Source organism: Kitasatospora sp. NPDC085464, assembly GCF_044541955.1.
Classification (GTDB): domain Bacteria; phylum Actinomycetota; class Actinomycetes; order Streptomycetales; family Streptomycetaceae; genus Kitasatospora.
In genome coordinates this window covers 11039-26097 of record NZ_JBITTM010000007.1, presented here as the reverse complement: position 1 = coordinate 26097, position 15059 = coordinate 11039, and the positions used below count along the sequence as shown (strand labels likewise).

Genomic DNA, 15059 nt, shown 5'->3' with positions numbered 1-15059 from the left:
AGGCCGACGCCCTCGGCGAGGCTCATGCCGTCGGCGGCCTCGGCGTAGGCCTTGCAGCGGCCGTCGACGGCCATCGCGCGCTGGCGGCTGAAGCCGACGAACGCGTTGGGCGTGGCCATCACGCTGACACCGCCGGCCAGGGCGAGGGAGCTCTCCCCGTTGCGCAGCGACTGGCAGGCCAGGTGCAGCGCGACGAGCGAGGACGAGCACGCGGTGTCGAGCGTGACGGCCGGGCCCTCGAAGCCGAAGGTGTAGGAGAGCCGGCCGGACAGGACGCTGGGGATGGTGCCGGTGACGAGGTGCCCCTCGGCGCCGTCCTGGGCGGAGTCGCCGGGGCTGTAGTCCTGGTAGCTGGCGCCGATGAAGGTGCCGGTGAGGCTGCCGCGCAGGGCGGACGGGTCGAGGCCGGCGCGCTCCATCGCCTCCCAGGCCGTCTCCAGGAGGAGGCGCTGCTGCGGGTCCATGGCGAGGGCCTCGCGCGGGGAGATGCCGAAGAACGCGGCGTCGAAGTCGGCGACGCCCTGCAGGAAGCCGCCGCGCACCGAGTACGTGCGGCCGGGCGCGTCCGGGTCCGGGTCGTACAGCCCCTCGGTGTCCCAGCCGCGGTCCGCCGGGAACTCGGTGATGGCGTCGCCGCCCGAGGTGACGAGCCGCCACAGGTCCTCGGGCGAGGCGATCCCGCCAGGGTAGCGGCAGCTCATTCCGATGATCGCGATCGGCTCGTCCGGTGCGACGCTCACCATGGTGGCAGCGGGGCCGCCGACGGCGCCGGCGATCTTCTCGCGCAGGTGGCGCACCAGGGCGAGCGGGTTCGGGTGGTCGAACACGAGGGTGCTGGGCAGCGTGAGACCGGTCGCGGCGGTCAGCCGGTTGCGCAGGTCGACGGCGGTCAGCGAGTCGAAGCCGACGTCGCGGAAGGCCCGCTGCTCGGACAGGACCTCGGGCGAGGCGTGGCCGAGCGTGGTGGCCGCCTCGGCGCGGACCAGGTCCAGCAGCCGGCGCTCCTGCTCGGCGGCCGGCAGGGCGCGCAGCCGAGCCGCGAACTCGCCGTCCCCGGAAGGGCGTTCGGCGGCCTCGGCGAGCCGGCGCACCTCGGGGACGTCCTCGAACAGCGCGGTCGGGCGGCCGGAGGTGAAGACCGGGTGGTAGCGCTCCCAGTCGACGTCGGCGATCGCGAGCACCTGCTCGTCGGCGTCCAGGGCCTGGCGCAGCCCGTCCAGGGCGAGCGACGGGTCCATGAAGACCAGGCCGCTGCGGCGGATCTGGCCGGGGTCGACCCGGCCGAGCTTCAGGTCGTCGGCCCAGATGCCCCAGGAGATCGCGGTCGCCCGGCCGCCGCGGGCGCGGCGGTGCTCGGCGAGTGCGTTGAGGTAGGCGTTGCCGGCGACGTAGGCCGCGTGCCGGCCGCTGCCCCACAGGCCGGCGGTGGAGGAGTACAGCACGAAGGCGTCGAGCTGGTCGTCGGGCAGAAGCTCGTCGAGGTGGCGGGCGCCTGCGGTCTTGGCGTGCAGGACCTTGGCGAACGCCTCGGGGGTGGTCTCCTCGACGGACAACAGCTCGATGACGGCGGCGGTGTGCACGACGGTGCGCACCTGGTGGCCGGCGGCGGCGAGTTCGGCGAGCATCCGCTCGACGGCGTCGCGGTCGGTGAGGTCGCAGGCCAGCATCGCGGCCTCGCAGCCCGCGGCGGCGAGTTCGGCGAGGAGGTCGGCGGCGCCGGGCGCGGCGGGGCCGCGGCGGCTGGTGAGCACGATCCGCTCGGCGCCCTCGGCGGCGAGCCGGCGGGCCAGGTGCGGGGCCAGGGTGCCGGTGCCGCCGGTGATCAGGACGGTGCCGCGCAGCGGCCGGGTCTCGGCACGGGTGACGGCCTCGGCACGGACGATGCGGCGGGCGAAGGCGCCGGAGGGGCGGATCGCCACCTGGTCCTCGTCGCGGGCGGCCAGCACGGCGGCCAGCCGCTCGCCGCCGCGCCGGTCGAGCACGTCCGGCAGGTCGACGACGCCGCCGAAGCGCTGCGGGTGCTCCAGGGCGGCCGTCCAGCCGAGGCCGTGGACCTGCGCCTGGACCGGGTTGGCGACCCGGTCGGTGCGCCCGGCGGCGACGGCGCCGCGGGTGAGGCACCACAGCGGGGCGTCCTGGCCGGTGTCGCCGAGGGCCTGGATCAGCGCGAGGGTGAGCGCGACGCCCTGGGGCAGGGCGGGGTGGCGCTCGCTCGGCCGCCCGGCGGTGGCGAGCAGGGAGACGATCCCGGCCAGGTCCCCGGAGGGGGAGTCGAGGAGGCCGGCGAGCCGCTGCCGGTCGGTGCAGGTGTCGTCCAGGACGAGCCGTTCGACCCGGGCGCCGTGCGCGGTCAGGGCCTCGGTGACGTCTTCGCCCTCGCGGTCCTCCGCGGTGACGAGCAGCCAGGTGCCGTCCAGGCGGGCGGGGGCGACGGAGAGCGGCTTCCAGGTCACTCGGTAGCGCCAGGAGTCGAGCGTCGAGCGCTCTCGCCGGCGGCGGTGCCAGTCGGACAGTGCGGGCAGCACCGGCGCGAGCGCATCGCTGTCGATGCGCAGCCGGGCGGCCAGCGCCCCGATGTCGGCCTCCTCGACGGCGCTCCAGAACTCGCCGTCCTCCGGTGCCCCGCCGGGGCGCGGCGCGACGGCCCACAGGTGCTCGTGCTGGAAGGCGTAGGTGGGCAACGGGACGCGGCGCCCGCCGCCCACCAGGGCGGACCAGTCGGCCCGTCCGCCGCGGACGAAGGCCTCGGCGAGTGAGGCGAGGAAGCGGTCGGTGCCGCCCTTGTCGCGGCGCAGGGTGCCGACGGCGGTGGCGCGGTGGCCGCGGTCCTCGGCGGTGGCCTCGATCGCCATGGTGAGCACGGTGTGCGGGCTGACCTCGACGAACAGGCCGTGGCCCTGGGCCAGCAGCTCCCGAACGGCCGGGTCGAAGCGCACGGGCCGCCGCAGGTTGCGGTACCAGTAGCCGGCGTCCATGGCGGTGGTGTCGAGCCAGTCGCCGGTGACGGTGGAGAAGAACGGCACCTGGGCGGCGCGAGGCCGCACGGGGGCGAGGGCCGTGAGCAGGTCGTCCCTGAGGAGTTCGACCTGGGCGGAGTGCGATCCGTAGTCCACGCTGATCCGCCGGGCCCGCAGGCCCTCGGCCTCGAACTCGGCCATCAGCTCGTCGAGTTCGCCGGCCGGACCGGCGACGACGACGGTCCGCGGGCCATTCACGGCGGCGACGGTCAGCCCGCCGCCGCGCGAGCGCAGCCGCTCCTCGACCTTGTCGGCCGACAGCGGCACGGAGATCATCCCGCCGGAGCCCGCCAGGACCCGGCCGATCAGCCGGCTGCGCAGCGCGGCCACACGGGCGCCGTCCTCCAGGGAGAGCGCCCCGGCGACGACGGCCGCGGCGATCTCGCCCTGGGAGTGGCCCACCACGGCGTCCGGGTGGATCCCGTGGGCGCGCCACAGCTCGGCGAGGGCCACCATGACGGCGAAGGTCGCGGGCTGGACGACGTCGACGCGGTCCAGCGCGGGCGCGCCCTCGGCCTGGCGCAGCACGTCGAGCAGCGACCAGTCGAGGTGCGCGGACAGGGCCGCCGCGCACTCGGCGATGCGCTCGGCGAACACCGGCGACTCGTCGAGCAGGCGGGCGCCCATGCCGGCCCACTGCGAGCCCTGGCCGGGGAACACGAAGACCGTCCGACCGCCGTCCAAGGCGAGGCCGTGAACGGCGGTCGGCGCGGAGGCGCCGGTGGCGAGCGCGGCGAGGCCCTCGCGCAGTTCGGCGGTGTCGGTGCCGAGCACGACGGCCCGGTGCTCGAACAGGGCGCGGGTGGTCAGCAGGGTGTGCCCGACGTCGCGCGGGCGCAGGTCCGGCTCGGCGTCGAGGTGGTCGGCGAGGCGTGCGGCCTGGGCGCGCAGGGCGCCCGGCGTGCGGGCGGAGAGCACCCACGGCACGACGCCGTCCGGTGCCTCGGCGACCGGAGCCTCGGCGGCGGCGGGTGCCTCTTCCAGCACGACGTGCGCGTTGGTGCCGCTGATGCCGAAGGAGGACACCGCGCAGCGGCGGGTCCGCTCGCCGGCCGGCCAGGGTGTGGGCTCGTTCAGCAGGCTGACGGTGCCCGGGGTCCAGTCGATGTGCGAGGACGGCTCGTCCGCGTGCAGGGTGGCCGGCAGCACGCCGTGGCGCAGCGCCTGGACCATCTTGATCACGCCGGCGACGCCGGCCGCCGACTGGGTGTGGCCGATGTTGGACTTGACGGAGCCGAGCAGCAGCGGGCGCCGCGGGTCGCGGTCGCGGCCGTACGCGGCTTGGAGGGCCTGGGCCTCGATCGGGTCGCCGAGGGCCGTGCCGGTGCCGTGTGCCTCGACCACGTCGACGTCGTCCGGCGTCAGGCCCGCGTTGGCGAGGGCCTGACGGATGACGCGCTGCTGGGACGGCCCGTTGGGCGCGGTGAGCCCGTTGGAGGCGCCGTCCTGGTTGATCGCGGAGCCGCGGATGACGGCGAGCACCGGGTGGCCGTTGCGCTCGGCGTCGGAGAGCCGCTCCAGGACGACGACGCCGACGCCCTCGGCGAGGGTCATGCCGTCGGCGGCCTCGGAGAAGGCCTTGCAGCGGCCGTCGACGGCGAGCGCACGCTGGCGGCTGAAGGCGATGAAGGCGTTCGGGTTGGTCATGACGGTGGCGCCGCCGGCGAGCGCGAGGGAGCTCTCGCCGCCGCGCAGCGACTGGCAGGCCAGGTGCAGCGCGACGAGCGACGAGGAGCACGCCGTGTCGACGGTGACGGCCGGGCCCTCCAGTCCGAACAGGTAGGCGAGGCGGCCGGAGAGCACGCTCGGGCTCGTGCCGGTGACGGCGTGCCCGGCGGAGCTGTCGTCCATGCCGAGCCCGTACTCCTGGTACGTGGACCCGATGAAGGTACCGGTGGCGGTGCCGTGCACGGAGGTCGGGTCGATGCCCGCGGATTCGAGGGCCTCCCAGGTGGTCTCCAGCAGCAGGCGCTGCTGCGGGTCCATGGCGAGGGCCTCGCGCGGGGAGATCCCGAAGAACGCGGCGTCGAACTCGCCGGCCCCGTGCAGGAAGCCGCCCCGGGTGGAGTAGGTGCGGCCGGGCGTGTCCGGGTCGGGGTCGTGGAGTCCGGTGTCCCAGCCGCGGTTGTCCGGGAACTCGGAGATGGCGTCGGTGCCCTCGGCGACCAACCGCCACAGCTGCTCGGGGGTGGCCGCGCCGCCGGGGAAGCGGCAGCCCATGCCGACGATGGCGATCGGCTCGTCCGGGTCGGCGGCGGCGACCGGGTGTGCCGTCACCTCCTGCGGTCCTTCGAGCAGTTCGCCACGGAGGAAGGCGGCCAGCGCGACCGGCGTCGGGTGGTCGAAGGCCATCGTGCTGGGCAGCGGCAGGCCGGTCAGCACGGCGAGCCGCTTGCGCAGCTCGACGGCGGTGAGCGAGTCGAAGCCGACGTCACGGAAGGCACGCTTGTCGGGCACCCCGTCGACGGAGGCGTGGCCGAGGACGGCGGCCGCCTCGCGGCGCACCAGGTCGACGAGCAACCGGTCCCGCTCGGCCTCGGGCAGGCCGCGCAGCCGGCGGAGGAGGTCGGAGGCGGCGCCCGTGTCGGCCTCGGCGCCGCGGGCGAGGGCACGGACCTCGGGCAGCTCGTCGAACAGGACGCTCGGCCGGGCAGCGGTGAAGACGGGGGCGTAGCGCTCCCAGTCGACGTCCGCGACGGTCACGGCGACGTCCTCGTGGACGATCGCGCGGCGCAGCTCGGTGAGCGCGGTCTCCGGGGCGAGGAAGCGCAGGCCCTGGCGGCGCAGCCCGTCGGAGACGGCCTCGTGGGCGGCCATGCCGGCGCCGGCCCACGGGCCCCAGGCGATCGAGGTGGCGGTCAGGCCGCGGGCATGGCGGTTCTCGGCAAGGGCGTCGAGGTAGGCGTTGGCCGCGGCGTAGGCGCTCTGGCCGGCGCTGCCCCAGATGCCGGCGACGGAGGAGAACAGGACGAAGAAGTCCAGGTCGTGGTCGGCGAGCAGGGCGTCGAGGTGGGCGGCGCCGTGGAGCTTGGCGGCGGTGAGGCCGTACAGGTCCTCCAGGGGGGTGTCGGTGAGCGGGGCGGCCTGGCCGACGCCGGCGGCGTGCACGACGCCGGTCAGCGGGTGCTCGGCGGGAATCGCGGCGAGGACGGCGGCGAGCGCGTCGCAGTCGGCGACGTCGCAGGCGACGACGGTCGCGGAGGCGCCGTGTTCGGCGAGTTCGGCGACGAGCTCGGCGGTGCCGGGGGCGTCCGGGCCACGGCGGCCGGTGAGCACGAGGTGCCGGGCGCCGCTGCGGGCCAGCCAGCGGGCCACCTCGGCGCCGAGCGCACCGGTGCCGCCGGTGACGAGGACGGTGCCGTCGGCGGTGAACTCCTCGGCACGGGGCAGCTCGTCGACCGCGTGCCGCACCAGGCGGCGGCCGTACGCGGCGGTGCCGCGCAGCGCGACCTGGTCCTCGCCGCCGCGCACACCGGCCGCCAGGACGCCGACCAGGCCCTGCACGGTCGGCGCGTCCAGTACCGGCGGAAGGTCGACCAGCCCGCCCGGCGCCTGCGGGCGCTCCAGGGCGGCGACCCGGCCGAGGCCCCACGCGGCGGCCTGGACGGGGTTGGTGAGCGGGTCGGCGGGACCGGTGGAGACGGCTCCGCGGGTGATGGTCCACAGCGGTGCGGCGGAGTGCAGGTCGCCGAGGGCCTGGGCGAGGACGACGCCGAGCGCGACACCCTCTGGCAGGCCGGGCCCGGGGACGGGCCGGTCGGCCAGCGCGACGAGCGACAGTATGCCGCTCAGCTCGCCGAACTCGGCGACCCGCCGGGCGAGTTCGGCGCGGTCCCGGCAGGCCTCGTCGAGCACCAGCCGCTCCAGGCGGGCGCCATGGCCGCGCAGGGCGTCGAGGAGTTCGCTGTCGTCGACGGCATCGGTGGTGACGACCAGCCAGGTGCCGTCCAGCACGGGGGCGGCCGCCGGGCGCACGGGCCGCCAGTGGACGCGGTAGCGGGCCGCGTCGAGCTGCGCCTTCTCGTGCCGGGTGCGGCGCCAGTCGGCGAGGGCGGGCAGGAGGGCGTAGAGGCCGGCGTGCTGTTCGTCGCGCAGGCCGAGCAGGTCGGCGAGTTCGGCGGCGCTGCCGCGCTCGACGGCGCCCCACAGCGCGGAGTCGCCGGGGGCGGCGGGCGACGGGTGGGCGGTGCCGCCCTCGGCCTCGGGCCAGTAGCGCTCGTGCTGGAACGCGTAGGTGGGCAGGTCGGTGCGGCGGGCGCCGGTGCCCGCGTACAGCGCGGCCCAGTCGAGGGCGTGGCCGCGCACGTGCAGCGCGGCCAGGGCCAGGGCGGCGGTCCGCTCCTCGGGACGCGCGGCGCGCAGCAGCGGGACGGCCGTCACGGCGGCGGCGTCCGCCAGGACGTCCTCGGCGAGGATCTCCTCGGTCAGCGCGGACAGCACGCTGTCGGGGCCGAGTTCGAGGAAGGTGGCGGCGCCGGCCGCGCGGGCGGTCCGGACGCCGTCGGCGAAGCGCACGGCCCGGCGGACGTGTTCGACCCAGTGGTCCGGGGAGCACAGCTCGGCCTCGGTGGCGAGCTCGCCGGTGGTGTCGGAGACGATCGGGACGGCCGGCGCGCGGAACTCCAGCTCGGCGACGGTGCGCCGGAACTCCTCCAGCATCGGGTCCATCAGCGGCGAGTGGAAGGCGTGCGAGACGCGCAGCCGCTTGGTCCGGCGGCCCTCGGCCGCGAACTCCCCGGCGATGCGCAGGACTTCGTCCTCCAGGCCGGAAACGACCACGGCCCGGGGCCCGTTGACGGCCGCGACGGAGACGCCGGGCGCCAGGCGTGGCAGCATCTCGTCCTCGGTGGCCTCGACGGAGACCATGGCGCCGCCCTCGGGAAGCGCGTCCATCAGCCGGGCCCGCGCGGCGACGAGCGCGCACGCGTCGGCGAGCGAGAGCACCCCGGCGCAGTGCGCGGCGGCGATCTCGCCGACGGAGTGGCCGAGCAGCACGTCGGGTCGCACGCCGAGCGAGGTGACCAGGCGGAACAGCGCGACCTCGACGGCGAAGATCGCGGGCTGCGCCCAGCCGGTGCGGTTCAGCAGCTCCTCGTCCTCGCCCCACAGCACGTCGCGCAGCGGGCGGTCCAGACGGGGGCCGAACTCGCGCAGCACCTCCTCCAGCGCCTCGGCGAACACCGGGAAGCGCTCGGCGAGTTCGCGTCCGGCGCCGAGGCGCTGGGCGCCCTGGCCGGCGAACAGCAGGGCGAGTTTGCCGGCGCCGGTCTCGCCCGCGACCAGCCCGGCAGCGGGCTCGCCCGCGGCGAGGGCGGTCAGGGCCGTGAACAGTTCGTCACGGTCGCCGCCGACGGCCACGGCGCGGTGATCGAAGCCGGAGCGGGTCGTCGCGAGCGAGAGGCCGAGGTCGGCCGGGCTCGCCGCCGGGTCCGCGGTGGCGAAGGCGCGCAGGCGGGCGGCCTGGTGGCGCAGGGCGGCCTGGCTGCGGCCGGCCAGCGGCCAGAGCAGGACGGGCTCCGCTACGGTCGGAGTCCGGACGTGCACCGCCGCTGTGGGGGCCTGTTCGAGGATGACGTGGGCGTTGGTGCCGCTGAAACCGAACGACGACACGCCGGCCCGGCGCGGCCGACCGGTGTCCGGCCAGTCCGCCTCCTCGGTCAGCAGTTCCACCGCGCCCGCGTCCCAGTCCACGTGGGAGGAGGGCTCGGCGGCGTGCAGGGTGCGGGGCACGATGCCGTGCCGCATCGCCAGCACCGTCTTGATCACGCCCGCGACGCCCGCGGCGGCCTGGGTGTGCCCGAGGTTCGACTTCACCGAGCCGAGGAGCAGCGGGAGTTCGCGGTCCTGGCCGTAGGTGGCGAGCAGGGCCTGGGCCTCGATCGGGTCGCCCAGGGGGGTGCCGGTGCCGTGCGCCTCGACCACGTCGACGTCGGCCGTCGCGAGCCCGGCGGTCGCCAGGGCCTGACGGATGACGCGCTGCTGGGACGGCCCGTTCGGGGCGGTGAGCCCGTTCGAGGCGCCGTCCTGGTTGACGGCGGAGCCGCGCACGACGGCCAGCACCGGGTGCCCGTTGCGACGTGCGTCGGACAGGCGCTCCAGGGCGACCACACCGACGCCCTCGGACCAGCCGACCCCGTCGGCCCGGTCGGAGAACGCCTTGCACCGCCCGTCCGGGGCGAGGCCGCGCTGACGGGAGAACTCGATCAGCGAGGTCGGGGTGGACATCACCGTGACACCGCCGGCCAGCGCGAGCGTGCACTCGCCGGCGCGCAGCGCCTGCATGGCCCAGTGCATGGCGACGAGCGACGACGAGCACGCGGTGTCGACGGTGACGGCCGGGCCTTCCAGGCCGAGGGTGTAGGACACGCGGCCGGAGGCGATGCTCGGCGAGGTCCCGCTGCCCTGGTGGCCCTCGAACCGGCCCCCGGCGAGCAGCGCGGAGTAGTCGTTGTACATCACGCCGGCGAACACGCCGGTGCGACTGCCGCGCAGCGACACCGGGTCGATCCCGGCCCGCTCGACCGCCTCCCAGCAGGCCTCCAGCAGCAGACGCTGCTGGGCGTCGGTGGCCAGCGCCTCGCGCGGGCTCATGCCGAAGAAGTCCGGGTCGAAGTCGGCGGCCTCGTGCAGGAAGCCACCGAAGCGGGTGTAGCTGGTGCCGAGGTGGTCCGGGTCCGGGTGGTAGAGCGCGTCGACGTCCCAGCCGCGGTCGGTGGGCAGGCCGGAGATCGCGTCGGTGCCCTCGCGCACCAGGCGCCACAGGTCCTCGGGCGAGGCGACGCCGCCGGGGTAGCGGCAGCTCATGCCGACGATGACGATCGGGTCGTCGTCGGCCGCGGCCCGCACGGGGGCCGCGGCGGCGGGCGCCTGGGCGCCCGTGAGCCCCTCCAGGACGTGCCCGGCCAGGGCGGTGACGGTCGGGTAGTCGAACACGACGGTGGCCGAGGTGCGCAGGCCGGTGGCGGCGCTCAGCCGGTTGCGCAGCTCGACGGCGGTGAGCGAATCGAAGCCGAGGTCCTGGAACGGGCGGTGGGTGTCGACCTCGGACGGGTCGGCGTGCCGCAGCACGGCGGCCACCTGGCCGCGGACCAGCTCGACGACGGCCTCGGTGCGGCCGCGGTCGTCCAGCCCGGCCAGTCGGCGGGCGAGGGCGCCCGACGCCTCGGACGCCGTCACGGCGGCGCGCCGGGCGGGGGTGCGGATCAGGCCGCGCAGCAGTGGCGGCACCTCGCCCCGGGCGCGCAGCGCCGGGAGGTCCAGCCGGACGGGGAGGAGGACCGCCTCGGGGCGGGCGAGGGCGGCGTCGAACAGCGCGGTGCCGGCGGCCTCGGAGAGCGCCGGAGTGCCGAGTCGGGCGAGCCGGTCGAGGTCCGCGTCCGTCAGACCGTCGGTCATACCGCCGACCGGTGCCCACGGGCCCCAGCCGAGCGACTGCCCGGGGAGTCCGGCGGCGCGGCGGGTGCGCACGAGCGCGTCCGCGAAGGCGTTGCCGGCGGCGTAGTTGCCCTGGCCGGCCGCGCCGACCGTGCCGGAGAAGGACGAGAAGACGACGAAGGCGGCGAGGTCGAGCGCGCGGGTGGCCTGGTGCAGGTGCCACAGGCCGTCGGCCTTGGGCCGCAGCACGGCGGCGAGCCGTTCGGGGGTGAGTGACGCGATCACGCCGTCGTCGAGCACACCGGCGGCGTGCACCACGGCGGTCAGGGGGTGCTCGGCCGGCACGCCCGCGATCAGGCGCTCCACGGCGGCGCGGTCGGTGAGGTCGCAGGCCTCGACGGCGACGGCGACGCCCAGCCCGGAGAGCTGCGCCGCCAGGTCGGCGGCGCCCTCGGCCTCGGCGCCCCGGCGGCTCGCGAGCAGCAGACGCCGAACGCCGTGCTCGGCGGCCAGGTGTCGGGCGAGGACGGCACCGAGCCCACCGGTGCCGCCGGTGATCAGGACGGTCCCGTCCCGGCCCCACACGCTGTCGGCGGCTTCCACCGCAGCAGCCCGGGCCAGCCGGGCCGCGAGGACGTTGCCGCCGCGCACGGCCAGCTGCGGCTCGTCGCCGCCGAGCGCCCGCTCGGGCAGCGGGCCGCCGGCCGGGTCCAGGTCGACGAGCCCGAAGCGGCCCGGGTGCTCGGCCTGTGCGGAGCGCACCAGGCCCCAGACGGCGGCCGCCGCCGGGTCGGTGACCTCGTCGTCCGCGCCGGTGGCGACGGCGCCGCGGGTCACGAAGACCAGCCTGCCGTCGCGCCTGTCGTCGGCGAGCCACTCCTGGAGCCGGGCCAGGGCCCGGGCCGTCAAGGCGTGGGCCGAGCCGACCGGGTCGGCCGGGTCGCCCGCGAGCGGCACGAGCACCACCTCGGCAGGTCCCTCGCCCGTCGGCACCGCGCCGAGGCCGAGCGGGTCCTCGCCCTGGACGGTCACCGAGGCGGGCGCCGATGTGCCGCCGCGCGGCCGGGACCAGCGCAGCTCGAACATCGCGTCCCGCACCGGCCCGACGGTGGTAGCAGGGAGGCCCGGGAGCGCCCGCAGCAACAGCGAGCCGACCGAGGCGACCGGACCGCCCGCCGCGTCGGCGACCTCGACCGCCACCGCGTCGTCACCGGTCACGGAGAGCCGCACCCGCACCACCGACGCCCCGGTGGCGTGCAGGCTGACGTCCTGCCAGGAGAACGGCACCCCACCGAGCCCCAGGAACGCGGTGGCGTGCAGCGCGGCGTCCAGGAGCGCCGGGTGGATCCCGAACGCGCCCGCCTCGCCGCTCACGCCCTCGTCCAGCGCGACCTCGGCGAACACGTCCTCGCCGCGCCGCCAGGCCGCGCGCAGCCCGCGGAAGGCCGGGCCGTAGCGGAAGCCCGCCCCGGCCAGCCGCCCGTCCAGGCCGTCCAGGTCCAGCGGTTCGGCACCGGCCGGCGGCCACGCCGTGAACTCCTCGGTGGTGTCCGGGTGTTCACCTGCCGTGAGGACACCGTCGGCGTGCTGCGTCCACGGGGCGTCCTCGTCGCCCTCGGGGCGGGCGTAGACGCCCACGGTGCGCCGTCCGCGCGCGTCGGCCCGCCCGGCCCAGACCTGCACCTGCACGGCGCCTTGCTCGGGCAGCGCCAGCGGCGCGGTGAGCGTCAGTTCCTCTACGCGGTCGCAGCCGACCTCGTCGCCCGCGCGCACGGCGAGCTCCAGGAAGGCCGTACCGGGCAACAGCACGGTGCCGTCGACGGTGTGGTCGGCCAGCCACGGGTGGGTGCGCAGCGAGAGCCGGCCGGTCAGCAGCAGGCCGTCGGTGTTGGCGAGCGAGACTGCGGCGGCGAGCAGCGGGTGGTTGGCCGAGCCGAGCCCGGCGGCGCGGACGTCGCCGGTGCGGGCCAGCGCGGTCTTCGGCCAGTAGCGCCGGTGCTGGAACGCGTAGGTGGGCAGGTCGACGGGGCGGGCACCGGTGCCCGCAAAGTAGGCGTCCCAGCGCACCGGGACGCCCCGCACGTGCAGGCCGGCCAGGGCCTCGGTCAGCACCTCGGTCTCGTCGCGGCCGGGGCGCAGCGCGGCGAGGGCGCTGCGGCCGTCGCCGGCCGGCTCGTCCGGGCTGCCCTGAGCGAGTGCGGCGAGGGCGCCGTCCGGGCCGAGTTCGAGGAACAGCCCGGTGCCGTGGCTGCCGAGCCAGGCGACGGCGTCGGCGAAGCGGACGGCGCGGCGGGCCTGGTCGGCCCAGTAGTCGGCGGAGGTCAGCTGCTCGACGGTGGCGAGCGTGCCGGTGAGCGTCGAGACGACCGGGATCGTGGGCGCCTGCGGGTTCAATCCGGCGACGACGGCACGGAACTCGTCGAGCATCGGGTCCATGAGCGGCGAGTGGAAGGCGTGCGAGACCCGCAACCGCCGTACCTTGCGACCGAGTTCGGCGAAGTGCGCGGCGACGGCCTCGGCCGCCGTGGTCTCACCCGCGACGACCACGGCCTGCGGCCCGTTGACGGCGGCCAGCGACACGCGGTCGCCGAGCAGCGGGACGACCTCGTCCTCGCTCGCCTGCAGCGCGACCATGGCGCCACCGGCCGGCAGCGCCTGCATCAGCCGGGCCCGGGCGGCGACCAGCGCGCACGCGTCGGCGAGTGAGAACACTCCGGCGACGTGCGCGGCGGCGATCTCACCGACCGAGTGGCCGGCCAGGTAGTCCGGCCGCACGCCCCAGGACTCCAGCAGCCGGTACAGGGCGACCTCGACGGCGAACAGTGCCGGCTGGGCGTGGCCGGTGCGGTTCAGCAGTTCCTCGTCGGCGCCCCACAGCACGCCGCGCAGCGGCGAGTCCGGCCGCCCGTCGAGCTCGCCGAGCACCTCGTCCAGCGCGGCGGCGAACACCGGGAAGCGGGCGGCCAGTCGGCGGCCCATGCCCAGGCGCTGCGAGCCCTGCCCGGCGAACAGGAAGGCGAGCTTGCCCCGGCCCTGGATGGTGCCCAGGACGGCCCGGCCGTCGCCCTCGCCGTCCGCGAGCGCGGTGAGCGCCGCGACGGCCTCGGCCCGGCCGACCGCGGTGACGACAGCGCGGTGCTCCAGGGCGGCGCGGGTGGTGGCGAGCGCGTGGGCGAGGTCGGCGTCGGAGCCCTCGGCGTCCGTCCCCAGGAAGGCGACCAGCCGCTGCGCCTGGGCGCGCAGTGCCTCAGGGGTGCGGCCGGAGACCAGCCACGGCAGCGCGCCCGGCTCGGCCGTCTCGGCCGCGGGGATCTCCTCGGGCGCCGGGGCCTCCTCGATGATGGCGTGCGCGTTGGTGCCGCTGAGGCCGAAGGAGGAGACGCCTGCCCGGCGCGGCTCGGCGCCCTGCGGCCACGGCGTGGCCTCGGTGAGCAGCCGGACGGCGCCGGACTCCCAGTCGACGTGCGAGGACGGCTCGTCCACGTGCAGGGTGCGCGGCAGCAGCTCGTGCCGCAGCGCCAGCACCGTCTTGATCACCCCGGCCATACCGGCCGCGGCCTGGGTGTGGCTGAGGTTCGACTTGACCGAGCCGAGCAGCAGCGGCGTCTCGCGGTTCTGTCCGTACGCGGCCAGGAGTGCCTGGGCCTCCACCGGGTCGCCGAGCACGGTGCCGGTGCCGTGGGCCTCGACCACGTCGACCTGGTCGGCCGAGAGCCGGGCGCTGCGCAGCGCCTGCTCGATCACCCGCTGCTGGGAGGGGCCGTTGGGGGCGGTCAGGCCGTTGGAGGCGCCGTCCTGGTTGACCGCGCTGCCACGCACCACGGCCAGCACCCGGTGGCCGTTGCGCCGGGCCACCGACAGCCGCTCCAGGACGAGCACGCCGACGCCCTCGGACCAGCCGGTGCCGTCCGCGGAGTCGGCGAAGGAGCGGCAGTGGCCGTCGGCGGCCAGCCCGCCTTGGCGGGCGAACTCCACGAAGGTGGTGGGGGTGGACATCACGGTGACGCCCGCGGCGAGCGCCAGCCCGCATTCCCCGGCCCGCAGCGACTGGGCGGCCAGGTGCAGGGCGACCAGCGAGGAGGAGCAGGCGGTGTCGACGGTGACGGCCGGACCGACGGCGCCGAACACGTACGAGAGCCGGCCGGAGATCACGCTGGTGGCGTTGCCGGTCAGCACGAAGCCCTGGACGTCGTCGTCCGGGCCGGTGCGGTAGTCCTGCGGCATCGCGCCGACGAAGACCCCGGTGCGGGTGCCGCGGACGGTCGTGGGATCGATGCCGGCTCGTTCGAAGGCCTCCCAGGAGGTTTCCAGCAGGACGCGCTGCTGCGGGTCCATGGACAGCGCCTCGCGGGGCGAGATGCCGAAGAAGCCGGGGTCGAAGTCGGCGGCGCCCTGGAGGAACCCGCCCCGGACGTCGACCGGCCCGTCCGCCGGGTCGAGTTCCCAGCCGCGGTCGGCCGGCAGGCCGGTGATGCCGTCCTCGCCGGCGACCAGCATGGCCCAGAGGTCCTCCGGGCTCGCCACCCCGCCGGGGAAGCGGCAGCTCATGCCCACGATGGCGATCGGCTCGCGGGCGGCCGCCTCCAGCTCGTCCACCCGCTGCCGGGAGCGCTGGAGGTCCGCGCTGGCCCGCTTGAGGTAGTCCCGGAGCTTCTGTTCCTTGTCCAT

1 protein-coding gene (cut by a window edge) is annotated in these 15059 nt (G+C 76.5%); it reads right to left on the bottom strand.

All coding sequences use genetic code 11. From position 1 onward, the window contains the following. On the bottom strand, window positions 1-15059 hold the 5' portion of the coding sequence (locus ACIGG8_RS08035; protein ID WP_396546491.1) for a type I polyketide synthase. 12883 nt of this gene lie to the left of the window's left edge; 15059 of the gene's 27942 nt are visible here — the first part of the coding sequence; it begins with the start codon at window positions 15057-15059; its stop codon lies off the left edge, out of view.